17 protein-coding genes are annotated in these 19465 nt (G+C 61.0%); 11 read left to right on the forward strand and 6 right to left on the reverse strand.

All coding sequences use genetic code 11. The features are described 5' to 3' along the window. Positions 1–11: 11 nt before the first annotated feature. The 3 genes from J0F90_RS04875 to proY all read left to right on the forward strand — a co-directional run bounded on the left by J0F90_RS04875 (position 12) and on the right by proY (position 4257). Positions 12–974 (forward strand): PstS family phosphate ABC transporter substrate-binding protein, encoded by a 963-nt coding sequence (locus J0F90_RS04875; protein ID WP_033641159.1) that lies wholly within the window; start codon positions 12–14, stop codon positions 972–974. Positions 975–1460: 486 nt separating this feature from the next. Then, positions 1461–2777: a branched-chain amino acid transport system II carrier protein gene (brnQ, locus tag J0F90_RS04880; RefSeq protein ID WP_033641158.1), complete on the forward strand. Its 1317-nt coding sequence runs from the start codon at positions 1461–1463 to the stop codon at positions 2775–2777. Between the two features lie 73 nt (positions 2778–2850). Further along, the gene (gene proY, locus J0F90_RS04885) at positions 2851–4257 is read left to right on the forward strand and encodes a proline-specific permease ProY (protein ID WP_033641478.1); all 1407 of its coding nucleotides are present in this window, start codon (positions 2851–2853) and stop codon (positions 4255–4257) included. Positions 4258–4289: 32 nt separating this feature from the next. On the opposite strand, the gene J0F90_RS04890 is transcribed toward proY, so the two are convergent. Beyond that, the gene (locus J0F90_RS04890; protein WP_033641157.1) at positions 4290–4553 is read right to left on the reverse strand and encodes a hypothetical protein; all 264 of its coding nucleotides are present in this window, start codon (positions 4551–4553) and stop codon (positions 4290–4292) included. Positions 4554–4685: 132 nt separating this feature from the next. Continuing rightward, positions 4686–5942 (reverse strand): mechanosensitive ion channel family protein, encoded by a 1257-nt coding sequence (locus J0F90_RS04895; protein ID WP_016928882.1) that lies wholly within the window; start codon positions 5940–5942, stop codon positions 4686–4688. Positions 5943–6188: 246 nt separating this feature from the next. Here J0F90_RS04895 and malZ point away from each other — a divergent pair, with 246 nt between their 5' ends. After that, positions 6189–8012 (forward strand): maltodextrin glucosidase, encoded by a 1824-nt coding sequence (gene malZ / locus J0F90_RS04900; protein ID WP_033641156.1) that lies wholly within the window; start codon positions 6189–6191, stop codon positions 8010–8012. 53 nt (positions 8013–8065) lie between these two features. On the opposite strand, the gene ggt is transcribed toward malZ, so the two are convergent. From ggt to J0F90_RS04915, 3 genes are all read right to left on the reverse strand, one after another. Further along, positions 8066–9829, reverse strand: coding sequence for a gamma-glutamyltransferase (ggt, locus tag J0F90_RS04905; protein ID WP_016928880.1), 1764 nt, complete (start codon positions 9827–9829; stop codon positions 8066–8068). Between the two features lie 234 nt (positions 9830–10063). Beyond that, positions 10064–10666, reverse strand: coding sequence for a peroxiredoxin C (locus J0F90_RS04910; protein WP_004940403.1), 603 nt, complete (start codon positions 10664–10666; stop codon positions 10064–10066). 229 nt (positions 10667–10895) lie between these two features. Next, positions 10896–11477 carry an acyl carrier protein phosphodiesterase gene (locus J0F90_RS04915; protein ID WP_033641155.1) on the reverse strand — a complete coding sequence of 194 codons (582 nt, stop codon included), beginning with the start codon at positions 11475–11477 and terminating at the stop codon, positions 10896–10898. Positions 11478–11597: 120 nt separating this feature from the next. Here J0F90_RS04915 and queA point away from each other — a divergent pair, with 120 nt between their 5' ends. From queA to secF, 5 genes are all read left to right on the forward strand, one after another. Next, entirely contained in the window at positions 11598–12668 is a 1071-nt protein-coding gene (queA, locus tag J0F90_RS04920; protein WP_016928878.1) for a tRNA preQ1(34) S-adenosylmethionine ribosyltransferase-isomerase QueA, read from the forward strand. A 72-nt stretch (positions 12669–12740) separates the two neighbouring features. Continuing rightward, the gene (tgt, locus tag J0F90_RS04925; RefSeq protein ID WP_016928877.1) at positions 12741–13865 is read left to right on the forward strand and encodes a tRNA guanosine(34) transglycosylase Tgt; all 1125 of its coding nucleotides are present in this window, start codon (positions 12741–12743) and stop codon (positions 13863–13865) included. Positions 13866–13898: 33 nt separating this feature from the next. Then, entirely contained in the window at positions 13899–14231 is a 333-nt protein-coding gene (yajC, locus tag J0F90_RS04930; RefSeq protein ID WP_004940391.1) for a preprotein translocase subunit YajC, read from the forward strand. 24 nt (positions 14232–14255) lie between these two features. Continuing rightward, positions 14256–16103, forward strand: coding sequence for a protein translocase subunit SecD (gene secD, locus J0F90_RS04935; protein WP_004940390.1), 1848 nt, complete (start codon positions 14256–14258; stop codon positions 16101–16103). A gap of 10 nt (positions 16104–16113) precedes the next feature. Then, the gene (secF, locus tag J0F90_RS04940; protein ID WP_004940389.1) at positions 16114–17082 is read left to right on the forward strand and encodes a protein translocase subunit SecF; all 969 of its coding nucleotides are present in this window, start codon (positions 16114–16116) and stop codon (positions 17080–17082) included. 65 nt (positions 17083–17147) lie between these two features. Here secF and J0F90_RS04945 read toward each other — a convergent pair whose 3' ends face one another. Further along, positions 17148–17708 (reverse strand): SadB/YajI family lipoprotein, encoded by a 561-nt coding sequence (locus J0F90_RS04945; protein WP_016928875.1) that lies wholly within the window; start codon positions 17706–17708, stop codon positions 17148–17150. A 174-nt stretch (positions 17709–17882) separates the two neighbouring features. Here J0F90_RS04945 and nrdR point away from each other — a divergent pair, with 174 nt between their 5' ends. Together nrdR and ribD are read left to right on the forward strand one after the other, a co-directional pair. Next, positions 17883–18332 (forward strand): transcriptional regulator NrdR, encoded by a 450-nt coding sequence (nrdR, locus tag J0F90_RS04950; protein WP_004940387.1) that lies wholly within the window; start codon positions 17883–17885, stop codon positions 18330–18332. Positions 18333–18342: 10 nt separating this feature from the next. Beyond that, positions 18343–19452 carry a bifunctional diaminohydroxyphosphoribosylaminopyrimidine deaminase/5-amino-6-(5-phosphoribosylamino)uracil reductase RibD gene (gene ribD / locus J0F90_RS04955; protein ID WP_033641154.1) on the forward strand — a complete coding sequence of 370 codons (1110 nt, stop codon included), beginning with the start codon at positions 18343–18345 and terminating at the stop codon, positions 19450–19452. Positions 19453–19465: the final 13 nt, after the last annotated feature.

The following is a 19465-nucleotide window of genomic DNA, read 5'->3' on the forward strand; positions in this document are numbered from 1 at the left end:
GAGACACCGGTATGACCCGAATTACCCGAGGGCTGTTGCTTTGCCTGGCGCTGCTGGCCGGACGCGGCGCGCTGGCGCAGCCTGACGGCATGTTGGCGGGCAACCTGTCCAGCGTCGGCTCCGACACGCTGGCGAATTTGATGGCGCTGTGGGCGCAGGATTTCAGCCAGCATTATCCCAACGTCAACCTGCAGATCCAGGCCGCCGGTTCGTCGACCGCGCCGACCGCGTTGGCGGCGGGCGCCGCGCAACTGGGCCCGATGAGCCGGCCGATGAAGGCGGCCGAGGTTTCGGCGTTCGAACACCGTTACGGTTATGCGCCCCTGGCGGTGCCGGTAGCGGTGGATGCGCTGGTGGTGTTGGTGCATCAGGACAATCCGCTGCGCGGCCTTAACCTGCAGCAGCTCGATCGCATTTTCTCCGCCACCCGGCGCTGCGGTGAAAGCCAGCCGCTGACGCGCTGGGGCGAGCTGGGGCTGCGCGGCGACTGGGCGACACGCTCGCTGCAACGCTTCGGCCGCAACTCGGCGTCCGGCACCTACGGCTATTTCAAACTGCGCGCGCTGTGCGGCGGCGATTTCATGCCGCGCGTCAATGAGCTGCCTGGTTCGGCTTCGGTGGTGCAGGCGGTGGCCGGTTCGCTCAACGGCATCGGCTACGCCAGCATCGGTTTTCGCGCCAGCGGCGTGCGGCTGCTGCCGCTGGCGGAGTCGGGAGAAGACTATGTCGCGCCTACCGCCGCCAACGTGCGCAACGATCGCTACCCGCTGTCGCGCTATCTGTATATCTACATCAACAAAGCCCCCAATCAACCGCTGGAGCCGCTGACCGCCGCGTTCCTCGATCGCGTGCTGTCGACACCAGGGCAAAGCCTGGTCAACCACGACGGCTATCTGCCGCTGCCGCCGGCCGCCCTGCAGAAGACTCGTCAGGCGCTCGGGTTGCCACCGCTCGCGCCGGCCACGGCGCAATAAGCGACAAAAATCGGCGTAATTTTCGCCTTTTTTCACGGCAAAACGGAGCTTATACCACGCGAAAACCGGGCATTTATTGGCGTTTTCGCGCGGTAAAGCGATATATGCTTCACGTTTCGTGAATTCATTGTTCAAAAATGATACAAATCATGTAGTGTATATTTATTGATAGCCAATATGATCGACTGGTGGCTAAAGTTTATATGGTCGATAGCTCTGCTTTTCGCCGTGCGTCTTGCCTTGAAGCGCTATAAACGTTTACCTTAGCCTTCGTTGTCGGATTAAACCTCCATTTTTATAACTCCTAAAATTTTGCCCATCTTCATGAGCGGCCACTTTCGAATAGGGACATAAACGCCGGATCGACTGCGTTTAGGGTGCTTATTAGGCGCTGCGACGATCGGGCATGCCGGCAACCGGGTGGGGCGTTTCGCCACCACGCTATCGGACAATTTTTTTTCATTTGAACAGGCAACACGACATCGTATGAGTCATCGTTTAACGTCAAAAGATATCCTGGCACTGGGCTTCATGACCTTTGCCTTATTCGTTGGGGCCGGGAACATCATCTTCCCGCCGATGGTCGGCTTGCAGTCCGGTGAACACGTCTGGATCGCTGCGCTGGGCTTCCTGCTCACCGCCGTGGGCCTGCCGGTCATCACCGTCATCGCGCTGGCGCGCGTCGGCGGCGGCATCGACGCCCTCAGTTCGCCGATCGGCCGCGGCGCCGGCCTGCTGCTGGCGACCGTCTGCTACCTGGCCGTCGGCCCGCTGTTCGCCACGCCGCGCACCGCCACCGTGTCCTTTGAGGTGGGCATCGCCCCGCTGACCGGCGACGGCGCCATGCCGCTGTTCATCTACAGTCTGGTGTACTTCACGCTGGTGATCGGCATCTCCCTGTATCCGGGCCGTCTGCTCGATACCGTCGGCCACGTGCTGGCGCCGCTGAAGATCGTCGCGCTGGCCGTACTGGGCATCGCCGCGCTGCTGTGGCCTGCCGGCGCGCCTATCCCGGCGACGGCGGCTTATCAGAGCGTGCCTTTCTCCTCCGGCTTCGTTAACGGCTATCTGACCATGGATACGCTGGGCGCGCTGGTATTCGGCATCGTTATCGTCAACGCGGCGCGCTCGCGCGGCGTGAAAGACGCCGGTCTATTGACCCGTTACACCATTCTGGCCGGTTTGATCGCCGGCGTGGGCCTGACGCTGGTTTATCTGAGCCTGTTCAAGCTGGGCTCCGGCAGCGGCGCGCTGGTGCCTGACGCCACCAACGGCGCGGTGATCCTGCACGCTTACGTTCAGAACACCTTCGGCGGCCTCGGCAGCTTCTTCCTGGCGGCGCTGATCTTCATCGCCTGCATGGTGACCGCGGTGGGCCTGACCTGCGCCTGCGCCGAGTTCTTCGCGCAATACCTGCCGTTCTCTTACAAGACGCTGGTGTTTATCCTGGGCCTGTTCTCGATGGTGGTGTCCAACCTCGGCCTGAGCCACCTGATCCAGATCTCCATTCCGGTGCTGACCGCGATTTATCCGCCGTGCATCGTGCTGGTGGTGCTGAGCTTCACCCTGCGTTGGTGGCACAGCGCGCCGCGCATCATCGCGCCGGTGATGCTTGTCAGCCTGTTGTTTGGTATTCTTGACGCGGTGAAAGCGTCCAGCTTCCAGCAGCTGCTGCCGGCCTGGTCCACTCACCTGCCGCTGGCGGAGCAGGGGTTGGCATGGTTGCCGCCTTCGCTGCTGATGTTGGCGCTGGTCGCGATTTATGATCGGGTGTGCACGCGTTCCCAAGTGACCGCGCACTGATAATCCCCCGGCTAAATCCAGGGCCACGGACATGTCCGTGGCTTTTTTTCGTTTAAAACTATGGGTCATTTTCATGCAACAACAGTCACCCACCACTGCCTCCGACAATAAGCTGAAACGCGGCCTCAGCACGCGTCATATCCGCTTTATGGCGCTGGGGTCGGCCATCGGCACCGGGTTGTTCTACGGCTCGGCGGACGCCATCAAAATGGCCGGCCCGAGCGTGCTGCTGGCTTACCTGATCGGCGGCATCGTGGCCTTTATCATCATGCGCGCACTGGGGGAGATGTCGGTCAACAACCCGCAGGCCAGCTCATTTTCCCGCTACGCGCAGGACTACCTCGGCCCGATGGCGGGTTACATCACCGGCTGGACTTACTGCTTTGAGATCCTGATCGTCGCCATCGCCGACGTGACCGCCTTCGGCATCTATATGGGGGTCTGGTTCCCGGAAGTGCCGCACTGGATCTGGGTGCTGAGCGTGGTGCTGATCATCGGCGCCATCAACCTGATGAGCGTCAAGGTATTCGGCGAGCTGGAGTTCTGGTTCTCGTTCTTCAAGGTCGCCACCATCATCATCATGATCGCGGCCGGCATCGGCATCATCATCTGGGGTATCGGCAACGGCGGGCAACCGACCGGCATTCATAACCTGTGGTCGAACGGCGGCTTCTTCAGCAACGGCGTTATCGGCATGATCCTGTCGCTGCAGCTGGTGATGTTCGCTTACGGCGGCATTGAAATCATCGGCATCACCGCCGGCGAAGCCAAAGATCCGAAAAAATCGATTCCCAAAGCCATCAACTCGGTGCCGTGGCGCATTCTGGTGTTCTACGTCGGCACGCTGTTTGTCATCATGTCGATCTACCCGTGGAACCAGGTGGGCACCAACGGCAGCCCGTTCGTGCTGACCTTCCAGCATATGGGCATCACCGTGGCGGCGGGCATCCTCAACTTCGTGGTGATCACCGCTTCGCTGTCGGCGATCAACAGCGACGTGTTCGGCGTCGGCCGCATGCTGCATGGCATGGCCGAGCAGGGGCACGCGCCGAAGATGTTCAGCAAGGTGTCGAAACGCGGCATTCCCTGGGTGACGGTGGTGGTGATGATGCTGGCGCTGCTGCTGGCGGTATACCTCAACTACATCATGCCGGAGAGCGTGTTCCTGGTGATCGCCTCCCTGGCGACCTTCGCCACCGTGTGGGTGTGGATCATGATCCTGTTCTCGCAAATCGCCTTCCGCCGCAGCCTGAGCAAAGAGCAGGTGAAGCAGCTGGCGTTCCCGCTGCGCGGCGGGGTGTTCACCTCGGTGGTGGCGATCGTGTTCCTGGTGTTCATCATCGGCCTGATCGGTTACTTCCCGACCACGCGCGTCTCGCTGTACGCCGGCCTGGTCTGGGTGGTGTTGCTGCTGGCGGGGTACTGGTTCAAGGTCAACCATCAGAAAAAACGCGCGCCGTTGGCGACGCAGCAAGACTAAATGGAAAAACACCGGCTGAGGCCGGTGTTTTTTTAGGGTTTATCTTCCGCTTCCTCCTCCCCGGCGGCGCGCGCTTCGATGCGCATGCCGCCGTCGTTCAGCCGTTCCTCCTCTTCCTCGCCGGCGCAGCGCGCCAGCACTTCGCGAATGTCCTGCAGGTTGCTGCTGAGGGCGCTCAGCGAAGGTTGCAGATTGCGGGGCATGCGGCTTTCATCCAGCGACGCGCTGTGCAGGCAGCCGATAAACAGCAGGGTGGCCAGCAGGGTAAACAGCCGATGACGTATGCGTTTCAGCAAGGGCTTTCCCTCTCGGTGGTGAAGGTGATGGCGCATTAACGCCGTTTTCGCCGGGGAAAAGAAGGGGATGGAGATATCTGCTGGCAATTGAAAGAGAATAATTACCAGCAGACACAGTTACGTCAGCCGACGTCAGGAAGCGTTCGCGCTTTGTCGCAGCATGCCGCGCAGGTCATTGCCGGTTGGCGTCTGATGCACGCGCAGGCCGAACTCGTCGATCACCGCCAGGATATGATCGAAAATATCCGCCTGAATACTTTCGTACTCCGCCCAGACCGTGGTGTTGGTGAAGGCGTAGATTTCCAGCGGCAGGCCCTCCGGCGTCGGCGCCAGCTGGCGCACCATCAGCGTCATGTTCTGGTGAATGCGCGGATGAGCGCGTAGGTAGGCTTCCAGATAGGCGCGCAGCGTGCCGAGGTTGGTGAGGCGGCGGCCGTTGAGCGGCGAGGCCAGATCGACGGCGATTTCCTGGTTGTGCTGGCTCAGCTCCTGGGTCTTAACGTTCAGATAGCTGTGCAGCAGCGGGTTGCGCTGCAGGCGGCGCTGCTCTTCTTCCGACAGGAAGTGCACGCTGCCGGTGTCGATATTCAGGCTGCGCTTGATGCGGCGCCCGCCGGATTCCGACATCGACCGCCAGTTCTTGAATGAGTCGGAGATCAGCGCGTAGGTGGGGATGGTGGTGACGGTGTTGTCCCAGTTGCGCACTTTGACCGTGGTCAGGCCGATGTCGGTGACCGCGCCGTCGGCGCCGTATTTCGGCATTTCCAGCCAGTCGCCGATCTTCAGCATGTCGTTGGCGGAGAGCTGGATGCCGGCCACCAGCCCGAGGATCGGATCCTTGAACACCAACATCAAGACCGCGGTCATGGCGCCCAGACCGCTGAGCAGCAGCAGCGGCGATTTGCCCATCAGCAATGAGACGATCATGATGCCGATCAGGATCGCCGCCACCAGCTTCAGGCCCTGGAAAATGCCGCGCAGCGGCAGCTGATTGGAAATCGGGCTTTGGCGCAGCAGCGCCAGCAGCGTATCCAGCAGCGAGAACAGCGACAACAGGGTGAAGGCGAGGATCCACACCTGCGCGGCGGTGACGATCACCGCCTGAGTCTGGCTGCCGCTCTGCAGCCACAGCGTCGCCTGGATGCTGATGATCACCCCTTGCAGCAGCAGCGCCACGCGCTGGAACAGTTTGTATTGGGTGATGGCCTGTTGCCAGACGCGCTGCGACTGCTGGCCACGGCGCTGAAGGGCCGCCAACACCACCCGGTGCAGCACCAGGTGGATCGCGACCGAGATCAGAACAATCAACCCCAATACCATCAACAGCGACATCACTCCGCCGAATTCCAAACCAAACTGTTCCAGCCAGCGCGTTATCTGTTGTTGCATTACCGCTCCTTAAAAAATGCGCAAAAAATATCCTGTAAACTTAAAACGCGTTAGCCTAAGGGGTAACGTGCAGGATTTGTGCCTGTTTACCTTTTTTTACATCAAGTTAGCGTTATTTTTCAGTCTCCGCCCCCCGGCTCATCCCCGGGTTTTGCGGCCAGAGAGGAGGGGGAGTTGCACTTAACGTGGCATTGTTCGTTTTTTGAAGAACGCCGTCGATTTCGTTTGGTACAGCAGGAGAACAGTATGCTTAACGCCTGGCATCAACCGGTCCCGCCTTTTGTGGTGAAGCAAGGGCAACGTTTGGATATCACGCTGTGGTTACAAGGGGATGAACTGCCGGAACGGGTATTTTTGCGCGCCGAACCGGACAACGAAGAGTGGCTGCTGACGATGAAAGCGCAGCGCCACGAGGGGATGCGGCGCTACCAGGCCAGCCTGACGCTGAATGAGGGCGAGCCGACGCGGCGTTACTGCTTCAAGCTGCTGTGGGCCGATCGCCAACAGTGGTTCGGCCCGCAGGGCTGGTCGCCAACGCCGCCGGGCCAGCTGGCGCAGTTCGCCGTCGACGAGCCCGACAACGGCCCCGCGTGGGTGGCGGATCAGCTGTTCTACCAGATTTTCCCCGATCGCTTCGCCAGCAGCGGCGGCGAGCACGGCATCCAAAGCGGCAGCTACCGCCATCACGCGGCCGGCGCCGAGGTGATTCGGCGCGACTGGCAGCACCCATTGGAGGATCGCCACGCCGCCTCGACCTTTTACGGCGGCGATCTGGACGGCATTTGCGCCAAACTGCCGTATTTGCAGCAGCTGGGCGTGACGGCGCTGTATCTGAACCCGATTTTTACCGCGCCGAGCGTGCATAAGTACGATACCGAGGACTATTACCAGGTCGATCCGCACTTCGGCGGCAACGCGGCGCTGCAGCGTTTGCGAGTGAGCACTCACAAGGTGGGCATGAAACTGGTGCTGGACGGGGTCTTTAACCACACCGGCGACTCGCACCCGTGGTTCGACCGCCATCGTCAGGGCGAAAACGGCGCCTGTCACCACCCCGATTCACCGTATCGCGGCTGGTTCAACTTCTACCCGGACGGCCGCGCGCTCGACTGGAAGGGCAACGCCAGCCTGCCGAAGCTCAACTTCGCCGAGCCGCAGGTGGCGGAAGCGATTTATCAGGGGGAAGGCAGCGTGGTGCGTCACTGGCTGCGCCCGCCGTACAGCATCGACGGCTGGCGGCTGGACGTGGTGCATATGCTGGGGGAGAACGGCGGCGCCACCGGCAATCTGCGCCACCTGGCGGGCATCTATCAGGCGGTGAAGCAGGAGAATCCACAGGCCTATGTCTTGGGCGAGCACTTCGGCGACGCGCGCCGCTGGCTGCACGCCGGCGTGGAGGATGCGGCGATGAACTACATGGGGTTCGCGTTGCCGGTGCGGGCGTTTTTGGCGGGGCTGGACGTGGCCTACCACCCGGTGCGGCTGGACGCCGCCGGGTGCGCGCAGTGGATGGACGGTTACCGCGCCGGGCTGCCGCACAGCCGCCAGCTGATCCAGTTCAATCAGCTGGACAGCCACGATACCGCGCGCTTCCTCACGCTGTTGCAGGGGAATGCGGCGCGCATGCAGATGGCGGCGGTGTGGTTGCTGAGCTGGATCGGCGTGCCTTGCCTCTATTACGGTGATGAGATTGGCCTGGACGGCGGCAACGATCCGTTTTGCCGCAAGCCGTTCCCGTGGGACGTCGGTGACTGGGATCGGCCGCTGCTGGCGCTGTTCCAGCGCATGGCGGCGCTGCGTAAACAGAGCCTGGCGCTGCGTCGCGGCGGCTGTCAGGTGCTGTACGCCAGCGGAGAAACGCTGGTGTTCGTGCGTCTGTATCAGCAGGAGCAGGTGTTGGTGGCGCTGCAGCGCGACGGCAGCGGCCAGGCGCAGCTGCCGCACAACCCGCTGTTGGCCCGCGGCCCGTGGCGGCGTGTGGAAGGGCGGGGAGAGTTGAGCGAAACGGTCGGCGGGCTGCGCCTGCAGCTGGCGGAAGAGTCGGCCACCGTGTGGCGCTGCGAGGGATAAAGGGAGTGCGGGGGCAGAAACGCCCCCGCGGTTAAGGTGAGTGGGTGTTTACATCAGTAACCGACCGCGGAGCCCGCCGGGCGACGCACGTCGTTGGCGCCGTACAGGTAGCCTTCACGCACTTTGCCGGAAACCGCCGAATCGTTGCCGGAGTTGGCCGGGCTGACGCCCGCCGCACCCGGCAAACCGACCAGAATCAGTTCGGCGGCGCCCCACGGCGTTTGCTCGACCATCTTATAGCCCATGCCGCTCAGCAGCTTCAGCGTATCGGCGGAAACGCCGCGCTGTTCGTAGTACACCTCATCCGGCAACCATTGGTGATGGATGCGCGGTGCGTCCACCGCTTCCTGCGGCGCCATACCGTGGTCGATCACGTTCAACGCGGTCTGCAGGGTGATGGTGATTATGCGTGAGCCGCCCGGCGAGCCCAGCACCATAAAGATCTTGTTGTCCTTGGTCACCAGCGTCGGGCTCATCGACGATAGTGGGCGCTTACCGGGGGCAATGCTGTTGGCGGTGCCCTGTACCAGCCCGTACAGGTTTTTCTCGCCCACTTTCACCGTAAAGTCGTCCATCTCGTCGTTGAGGAAGAAGCCGGTACCCGGTGCGATGACGACAGCGCCGAAGCGACCGTTGACGGTATAGGTGGTGGAGACCGCGTTGCCGTCGTGATCGACGATCGAATAGTGGGTGGTTTCCGGCTTCTCATGCGGCTCCATGCCGGGCTGCACGTTTTCCGACGGCGTGGCCTTGTCCGCGACGATTTTCTTGCGGATCTGCTCGGCGTAGCTCTTGCTCACCAGTCGGTCGATCGGGTTCTTGATGAATTCCGGGTCGCCAAGGTAGGTGTTGCGATCCATGTAGGCATGGCGCATCGCTTCGGTCATGGTGTGAATGGCCGCCGCCGAGTTGAAGCCCATGCTTTTCAGATCATAGCCTTCCACCACGTTGAGGATTTCGCACAGCGTCACGCCGCCGGAACTGGGAGGCGGCGCTGACACGAACTTGTAGCCGCGATAGCTGCAGGTGATCGGCGGGGTTTCGGTGACTTTATAGTTGGCGAAGTCGGCGGCGGTCAAAATGCCGCCGCCCTGTTTGGCCGCCGCCTCCACGGCCTGCGGGATCTTGCCTTTATAGAAGGCGTCGGTTCCGCCTTTGGCGATGGCTTCCAGCGTGTTGGCCAGATCGGTTTGCACCAGCTTGTCCCCCGGCTGCAGCGGGCTGCCGTCCGGGCGCAGGAAGATTTTGGCCGATTCGGGATCCTGCTTGAAGCGCGCGATGGTGGTGTCGAGGATATCGGTATCGGCGCGGGTCAGCACAAAGCCTTCGCGCGCCAGCCTGATCGCCGGCGCCAGCACCTGTTCGCGGCTCAGTTTGCCGTACTTCTCACGCGCGGTTTCCATCCCCAGCACGGTGCCCGGCACGCCCGCCGCCAGATAGCCGTACAGGCTGGCGTCTTTCTTCACCTTGCCGTCGGCGTCCAGATACATGTTGGCGCTGGCCGCCGCCGGCGCGGTTTCGCGGAAGTTGATGAAGGTGTCGGTGCCGTCCGCCAGGTGGACGGTCATAAAGCCGCCGCCGCCGATGTTGCCGCAGCAGGGGTTCACCACCGCTTGCGCATAGCCGACCGCCACGGCGGCGTCGATGGCGTTGCCGCCCATCTTCAGGATATCCACCCCGACCTGCGAGGCCAGATGCTGCGAGGTGACCACCATGCCGTTTTGGGCTTCCACCGCTGGGTTGGATGCCGCATACAGGCTGCCGCTGACCAGCAGCGCCGCCATAGTCAGGGGTTTGCTCCATTTCTGTAAAAACATAGTTATTCCTACCCTGTCAGTTTTTTATTGTGTTGTGTTTGCTTGCCGCTGTTCGCTTGCAAAGCGCGAGCCAGCGTTATTGATAGTAGCCGCAGATGGGCATTCGCGCGGCGAACTGGGCGGGAAATGTGAGCGGAAACAGGGAAATAAAGCACTGCAGGCGGGCGGTCTGCCCCAAAAAGGGGCATAAAAAAACCGGCCGCGTGGGCCGGTTGATTCACTATCAGGCTGAAATTACAGCTTGGCAGCGTTTTCAGACAGGTATTTTGCCACGCCGTCTGGGGAAGCGCCCATACCTGCTTTGCCTTTTTCCCACTGAGCCGGGCAGACTTCACCGTGCTCTTCGTGGAATTGCAGCGCGTCAACGGTACGGATCATTTCGTCGATGTTACGGCCGATTGGCAGGTCGTTAACAACCTGAGCACGCACGATGCCGTCTTTGTCGATCAGGAAGGAGCCGCGCAGCGCAACGCCGGCTTCCGGGTGTTCGATGCCGTAAGCTTTCTGGATTTCACGCTTAACGTCAGCAACCATTGCGTATTTCACTTCACCGATGCCGCCTTTGTCGACAGGGGTTTTACGCCATGCGTTGTGGACGAATTCTGAGTCGAAGGAAACGCCAACCACTTCAACGCCACGCTTCTGGAACTCTTCATAGCGGTGATCGAAAGCGATCAGCTCGGAAGGGCATACGAAGGTGAAGTCCATTGGCCAGAAGAACAGCACGGCCGGTTTGCCGTTCAGGTGCTTCTTCAGGTTGAAGTTTTCAACGATTTCGCCGCTACCCAGTACGGCAGCTGCAGTGAAGTCAGGGGCTTGACGAGTTACCAGGACCATAATTACTCCTGTAATAGGTGTTAAAGGGTGGATGTAAAAACAAGGGCCAGTATAGGGGCCATGACTTGGTGAATAAAGGGTAAAAGACCAATTAATGAGATAGCTTTTACCTATCAAAGTCGTTGATATAATTTATCAAGCTTTAAAAATAACCTTTTCCTGCAAAAGGGCAAGCGGCAAAACGTAAATTCTTGCAATGCGCTGCAATTTCAAACGCTTGGGCTTGACCTCAGAGCGTTTTTTCCTTCGCCTGCTGCATCATTTGCGGATAAAACTGCCAGAATTGTGTTTCAAGCTGATGATAATGTTGTTCGACGTCGGCGAACGAGCCGGCCAGCGCTTCGAGGCGCGGACGGCGGCTGGCCATGCCCTGCAATACCCGGGCGATGAACGGCAATTCGGCGTAGCGTTCCAGCCAGCGTTCCGGCCACAGATAGCCGTTCAGGTTCTGAAAACGCGGGGGCGTGAGCGGCAGGTAAGGTTCGATCTGGCTGCGGGCTTCCTGGGTAAACTGGTGCAGGTCGCGTGAAGGCTCCAACTGTTGCCAGTGGCGCGCCAGAAAATGGTCCCACACCACGTCGAGGGTGATCGGCGCCACGCGGCGGTAGGGGGCGCTGAAATAGTCGCGGCAGGCTTTCACCTGCGGCAGGCTGTCGGTCAGCACGTCGACGCGGCGGTGCATCATGATGCCGGCCACGACCTCGGGCTGGTAGTCGGCGGCGGGGTTGCCGCGCACGAAATCGGCCAGCAGGTTGCCCAGCAGCGAACTGTCCGCCAGCATGGCCAGGTGAAGGTGAGCGAGAAAATTCATCCCTCAACTATACCTGAAGTCAGGCAAATCCTCCTTATTTCTTGCCGCTGACCGCCCCCGGCTTTAGACTAGGCCGCCTGTTTTTTACCAACCAGCCTTAAATTGAAGAAGTGAATACCCATGCGCGTCGCTGATTTTTCGTTTGAACTTCCCGAATCCCTGATTGCCCACTACCCCCAGGCCGAGCGCAGCGCATGCCGCCTGCTGCAGCTGGATGGGCCGAGCGGGGCGCTGACGCACGGCGTATTCACCGATCTGCTGGATAAGCTGGAAGCCGGCGACCTGCTGGTGTTCAACAATACCCGCGTGATCCCGGCGCGCATGTTCGGCCGCAAGGTCAGCGGCGGCAAGATAGAAGTGCTGGTGGAGCGCGTGCTGGACGACCATCGCGTGCTGGCGCACGTGCGCGCGTCGAAAGCGCCCAAGCCGGGCGCCGAGCTGCTGTTGGGGGATGACGAGAGCATCGCCGCCACCATGGTGGCGCGCCACGAGACGCTGTTCGAGCTGCGCTTCAACGACGAACGCGACGTATTCACCATTCTCAACGCGGCCGGCCACATGCCGCTGCCGCCTTATATCGCCCGCCCGGATGAAGACGCCGACCGTGAGCTGTATCAGACGGTCTACAGCGAGAAACCGGGCGCGGTCGCCGCGCCGACCGCCGGCCTGCACTTCGACGAACCGCTGCTGGCGGCGCTGCGCGCCAAAGGCGTGGAAATGGCGTTCGTGACGCTGCACGTCGGCGCCGGCACCTTCCAGCCGGTGCGCGTGGAAACCATCGAAGATCACGTGATGCACGCCGAATACGCCGAAGTGCCGCAGGACGTGGTCGATGCGGTGCTGGCCTGCAAAGCGCGCGGCAAGCGCGTCGTGGCGGTGGGCACCACCTCGGTGCGTTCGCTGGAAAGCGCCGCGGCGGCCAGCAAAGAGGCGCTGATTGCGCCGTTCTTCGGCGACACCAGCATCTTTATCTATCCGGGCTATCACTACCAGGTGATCGACGCGCTGGTGACCAATTTCCACCTGCCGGAATCGACCTTGATCATGCTGGTGTCGGCCTTCGCCGGCTACAAAAATACCATGAACGCCTATCAGCAGGCGGTGGCCGAGCAGTACCGCTTTTTCAGCTACGGCGATGCGATGTTCATCAGCCGTAATCCGCAGGCGGAAAACGAGTCCGTCGGCGGTTAATTTCCCGGGCTGCGCCTACGGCGCGGCCCCGTTTCAACGACATCAGACTGTTTCTCTGATGCTGGAGGCTTTGTGAAGTACGAACTACAAACTACCGATGGCCGCGCACGCCGCGGCCGCCTGATTTTCGACCGCGGCGTGGTGGAAACCCCGGCCTTTATGCCGGTCGGCACCTACGGCACGGTCAAGGGCATGACGCCGGAAGAAGTGAAAGAGACCGGCGCGCAGATCCTGCTGGGCAACACCTTCCACCTGTGGCTGCGCCCGGGCCAGGAGATCATGAAGCTGCACGGCGATCTGCACGACTTCATGCAGTGGCCGGGCCCGATCCTCACCGACTCCGGCGGTTTCCAGGTGTTCAGCCTGGGGGCGATGCGCAAGATCAAAGAGGAAGGCGTGTACTTCCGCAACCCGATCAACGGCGACAAGGTGTTCCTGAGCCCGGAAAAATCGATGGAAATCCAGTATGACCTGGGTTCCGACATCGTGATGATTTTCGATGAATGCACGCCGTACCCGGCCGACTGGGACTACGCCAAGCGTTCGATGGAAATGTCGCTGCGTTGGGCGCAGCGCAGCCGCCAGCGTTTCGACGAGCTGGAAAATAAAAATGCGCTGTTCGGCATCATTCAGGGCGGCGTTTACGAAGATTTACGTGATGTTTCCGTCAAAGGGCTGGTGGATATCGGCTTTGACGGGTACGCTGTGGGCGGCTTGGCTGTAGGCGAGCCGAAAGAGGATATGCATCGCATTCTTGAACACGTTTGCCCGCAAATTCCGGAAGATAAGCCACGCTATTTGATGGGCGTCGGCAAGCCGGAAGATTTGGTGGAAGGCGTGCGTCGCGGCATCGACATGTTCGACTGCGTCATGCCGACCCGCAACGCCCGCAACGGCCATTTGTTCGTGACTGACGGTGTGGTAAAAATCCGTAATGCCAAGCACAAGGATGATACTTCTCCGCTGGATAAGGACTGTGATTGCTACACGTGTCGCCATTACAGCCGCGCCTACTTGCACCATCTCGACCGTTGCAACGAAATATTGGGTGCTCGACTGAACACAATTCATAACCTGCGTCACTACCAGCGCCTGATGGCGGGTTTACGCCAGGCTATCGAAGAGGGTAAATTAGAGCAGTTTGTTGCGGATTTCTATGGTCGGATCGGCAAGCCGATTCCGCCTTTAAACGCTTGATCTAATAATTGATAACTTAATGAGGGAATTTCAATGAGCTTTTTCATTTCTGACGCCGTCGCATCCGCAGGGGCTCCGGCTCAGGGAAGCCCGTACTCTCTGATCATTATGCTGGTGGTGTTCGGCCTGATCTTCTACTTCATGATCCTGCGCCCACAGCAGAAGCGCGCGAAAGATCACAAGAAGCTGATGGACTCCATCGGTAAAGGCGACGAAGTGCTGACCACCGGCGGCCTGATCGGTCGCGTGACCAAAGTGGCCGACACCGGCATCATCGCCATCGCGCTGAACGACACCACGGAAGTGATGATCAAGCGTGACTTCGTGGCGGCCGTTCTGCCGAAAGGTACCATGAAGGCCCTGTAATCTTTTTTCCCGAAGGGAATTGCCGTGCTAAACCGTTATCCTTTGTGGAAGTATCTGATGTTGATCGTCGTGATCCTCGTCGGTCTGCTTTATGCGCTTCCCAACATCTACGGTGAGGATCCGGCCGTACAAATCACTGGCGCGCGCGGCGTCGCCGCCAGTGAAACTACGCTGGACCAGGTCCGTACCGTATTAGAAAAAGACAACATCGCGAGCAAGTCGATTGCGCTGGAAAATGGCGCCATCCTGGCTCGCTTTAAAGATCCTGACGTTCAGCTGCGCGCCCGCGAAGCGCTGGTGACCGAGCTGGGTGACAAATTCGTCGTGGCGCTGAACCTGGCGCCGGCCACGCCGACCTGGCTGGCCATGCTGGGCGCAGAGCCGATGAAACTCGGCCTGGACCTGCGCGGCGGCGTCCACTTCCTGATGGAAGTGGACATGGACACCGCGTTGAGCAAGCTGCAGGAACAGACCATGGATACCCTGCGCAGCGAGCTGCGCGAGAAGGGCATTCCTTACGCGTCTATCCGCAAGCTGGACAACAACGGCGTGGAAGTTCGCTTCCGTGACGATGCGGCTCGCGATCAGGCCATCAGCTACATCGGTCCGCGTCAACGCGATCTGGTGCTGTCTGCCAACGGCGCCAACACCATGAAAGCCAACCTGACGGACGCCCGTCTGAGCGAAGCGCGCGAATACGCCGTCCAGCAGAACATCACTATCCTGCGTAACCGCGTCAACCAGCTCGGCGTCGCCGAACCGCTGGTGCAGCGCCAGGGCGCCGACCGCATCGTGGTTGAGCTGCCGGGCATTCAGGACACCGCGCGCGCCAAAGAAATTCTGGGCGCCACCGCGACCCTGGAGTTCCGTCTGGTGAACACCAATGCGGACGCCACTGCGGCGGCCAACGGCCGCGTGCCGGGCGACTCAGAGGTGAAATACACCCGTGACGGCCAGCCGATCGTGCTGTACAAGCGCGTGATCCTGACCGGTGACCACATCACCGACTCCACCTCTAGCACCGACGAATACAACCAGCCGCAGGTTAACATCTCGCTGGACAGCGCCGGCGGCACGTCCATGTCCAACTTCACCAAGGATAACATCGGCAAGCCGATGGCGACCCTGTTCGTGGAGTATAAGGACAGCGGCAAGAAAGACGCTAACGGCCGTGCGGTGCTGGTGAAACAGGAAGAAGTGATCAACGTGGCGAACATTCAGTCGCGTCTGGGCAACAGCTTCCGCATCACCGGCATCGGCAACCCGAACGAAGCGCGTCAGCTTTCGCTGCTGCTGCGTGCGGGTGCGCTGATCGCGCCGATTCAGATCGTCGAAGAGCGCACCATCGGTCCAACCCTGGGTCAGCAGAACATCACCCAAGGTCTGGAAGCCTGTCTGTGGGGCCTGGTGGCGTCCATCGTCTTCATGGTGGTCTGGTACCGTAAGTTCGGCGTGATCGCCACCACGGCGCTGGTCGCCAACCTGGTGCTGATCGTCGGCGTGATGTCCCTGTTGCCGGGGGCGACGCTGACCATGCCGGGTATCGCCGGGATCGTGTTGACGCTGGCGGTGGCGGTTGACGCCAACGTACTGATTAACGAACGTATCAAGGAAGAGCTGAAGAACGGCCGGTCCGTTCAGCAGGCGATCCATGAGGGCTATAAAGGCGCGTTCTCCAGTATCGTCGATGCCAACATCACCACCCTGATCACCGCGGTCATCCTGTACGCAGTGGGCACCGGTTCGATCAAAGGCTTTGCGATCACCACCGCTATCGGTGTGGCGACGTCCATGTTCACCGCGATTGTCGGTACCCGTGCCATCGTCAACCTGCTTTACGGCGGCAAACGCATTAACAAGCTGTCTATCTGAGGAGTGCGTTGTGGCACAGGATTATACTGTTGAGCAACTCAACTACGGCCGTAAAGTCTACGACTTTATGCGCTGGGACTATTTGGCCTTCGGCATCTCGTTGCTGCTGTTGGTCGCGTCGATCGTCACCATGTCGGTGCGCGGGTTTAACTGGGGTCTGGATTTCACCGGCGGTACGGTGATTGAAATCAACCTGGAGAAACCGGCTAACCTCGACCTGATGCGCGATACGCTGGAGAAGGCCGGGTTCCAGGATCCGATCATCCAGAACTTCGGCAGCAGCCGCGACGTGATGGTGCGCATGCCACCGGCGACCGGCACCGCAGGCCAGGAACTGGGCAACAAGGTGATCGGCGTGATCAACGACTCGGTGGATAAAAACGCCACCGTGAAGCGCATCGAGTTCGTCGGCCCGAGCGTGGGCAGCGAACTGGCGCAAACCGGCGGCATGGCGCTGCTGGTGGCGTTGATCTGTATCCTGATCTACGTCGGTTTCCGCTTCGAATGGCGCCTGGCGCTGGGGGCGGTTATCGCGCTGGCGCACGACGTGATCATCACGCTGGGCGTGCTGTCGCTGTTCCACATCGAGATTGACCTGACCATCGTCGCGTCCCTGATGTCGGTTATCGGTTACTCGCTGAACGACAGCATCGTGGTTTCCGACCGTATTCGTGAGAACTTCCGCAAGATCCGCCGCGGCACGCCTTACGAGATCATGAACGTGTCGTTGACCCAGACGCTGAGCCGTACGCTGATGACTTCCGGTACTACCCTGATGGTGGTGCTGATGCTGTACATCTTCGGTGGCGCGATGCTGCAAGGCTTCTCGTTGGCGATGTTGATCGGCGTGTCGATCGGTACCGTCTCCTCCATCTACGTCGCGTCCGCGCTGGCGTTGAAACTGGGGATGAAACGCGAGCACATGCTGCAGCAAAAAGTGGAAAAAGAGGGCGCGGATCAGCCTTCGATTCTGCCTTAACCGCCGCAGTATTCAGAGAAATGAGAAGGAGCGCCCATCGGCGCTCCTTTTTTTTGCTTTGGGTTTCAGCGTTGCTGCACCACCGCCGGTTGGGCGGTCGAAACCAGACTGTGCAGACGGATATAGCCCAATTGTTCCGGCGTCACGCCGCTGAAGCGCAGCTCAAAGTCCTGGCCGGGTTTCGGCAGCAGCGAATCGGCGCTGGCGATCGGTTGCGACAGCGCCTCGGCGGTCAGCGGCCGCCCGGTGGCGTCGTCCAGTTGGCCCCATTCCACCACCGCTTTGAACGGCGGCAGCGTGGCCTGTGAGAGGATGCGCACATGCAGCTGCGCCTGCGTGCCGTTGGCTTCGCTCTTGATGTGGCTCAGCGAAACGCTCAGCTCGCCGATGCCGCTCTGCAAACGGGCGGCGCTTCGGGCCGCCGGCAGCAGGTAGACGCCGTTGTCGGAGTGCTGATTGAGCATATTCTGCCGCTCCAGTGCGGTGGTTTGATCGGTCAGCACGCTCACTTTCTGGTTCAGCGCGGCGACCTGATGGCGCAGTTGAGGCACGGCGGCGTTGTGCGCGCAGCCTGCCAGCAACACGGCGGCGGCGAGCAGGGCGATTTTGGGGTAACAGGTTGTCATGACGGCGATTTCCTATGCTGAATCTCCTGCTATCAGCTTAGTCCGCCCGGAGGGGAAAGTCATATCGGCGCCGCTTCCCGGCTGCGTGTCGCAACAAATGGCCGCCGCCCTTTGTTGTGGCTGCACTTCGGGGTAAACTGCGTTTATCTATAAAAACGTTTATCAGGACGTGTTATGCATTGCCCTTTCTGCGCCGCCGTTGATACCAAAGTCATTGATTCCCGCCTGGTGGGGGACGGTTCGCAAGTGCGCCGCCGCCGCCAGTGTCTGGTGTGCAATGAGCGCTTCACCACCTTCGAGGTGGCCGAGCTGGTGATGCCGCGAGTGATTAAAAGCGATGAGGTGCGCGAGCCGTTCAACGAAGACAAACTGCGCCGCGGCATGCTGAAAGCGCTGGAAAAGCGCCCGGTCAGCTCGGACGACGTGGAAAACGCCCTTAATCATATCAAATCCCAACTGCGCGCCACCGGCGAACGCGAAGTGCCGACCAAACTGGTGGGCAATCTGGTGATGGACGCGTTGAAAAAGCTGGATAAGGTCGCCTACATTCGCTTTGCGTCGGTGTACCGCAGCTTCGAGGACGTGCGCGAGTTCGGCGAAGAGATCGCCCGCCTGCAAGACTAAAGGATCTTTCATGCATCACGACGAATTTTATATGGCGCGCGCCTTCGAACTGGCGCGCCTGGGGCGTTTCACCACCGCGCCCAATCCGAACGTCGGCTGCGTTATCGTGCGCGACGGCGAAATTGTCGGTGAAGGCTACCATCTGCGCGCCGGCGAGCCGCACGCGGAAGTGCACGCGCTGCGCATGGCGGGCGACAAGGCGCGCGGCGCCACCGCCTATGTGACGCTCGAGCCGTGCAGCCACCACGGCCGCACGCCGCCCTGCGCCGATGCGCTGGTGGCCGCCGGCGTAACACGGGTGGTCGCGGCGATGCAAGATCCCAATCCGCAGGTGGCGGGGCGCGGGCTGTACAAGCTGCAGCAGGCCGGCGTCGAAGTCCGTCATGGCCTGATGCTGGCCGAGGCCGAAGCGGTCAACCTGGGCTTCCTCAAGCGCATGCGCACCGGTTTCCCTTACGTGCAGCTGAAGCTGGGCGCGTCGCTGGACGGCCGCACGGCGATGGCCACCGGCGAGAGCCAGTGGATCACCTCACCCGAAGCGCGTCAGGACGTGCAGCGCCTGCGCGCGCAGAGCGCCGCGATTCTCAGCACCAGCGCCACCGTGCTGGCGGACGATCCGTCGCTGACGGTGCGTTGGGATGAGCTGGACGCCGAGACGCAGCGCCACTATCCGCGCGAAAATCTGCGCCAGCCGCTGCGCATCCTGCTCGACAGCCAAAATCGCATCACCCCGCAGCACCGCGTGGTGCAGCAGCCGGGCGCTACCTGGCTGGCGCGCCTGCAGGCGGATGAACAGGCCTGGCCGCAAGAGGTCGAACAGTTTATCTGCCCGGCGCACGGCGGCGGCATTGATCTGGTGGTGATGATGATGCTGTTGGCCAAGCGCCAGGTGAATTCAATCTGGGTAGAGGCGGGCGCAATGCTGGCCGGCGCGCTGCTGCAGGCCGGCCTGGTGGATGAGCTCATTTTGTACATCGCGCCGAAACTGTTGGGCGATAATGGCCGTGGCCTGTGTCATCTGCCGGGCCTGGAACGGCTGGCCGACGCGCCGGAATTCGTCTTTAGCGACGTGCGCCAGGTCGGCCCCGATCTGCGTTTGCGCCTGCGGGCGAAACACTGAATCTCGCGCCCGC

It is taken from the genome of Serratia marcescens subsp. marcescens ATCC 13880 (assembly GCF_017299535.1).
In the GTDB taxonomy this organism is placed as follows: domain Bacteria; phylum Pseudomonadota; class Gammaproteobacteria; order Enterobacterales; family Enterobacteriaceae; genus Serratia; species Serratia marcescens.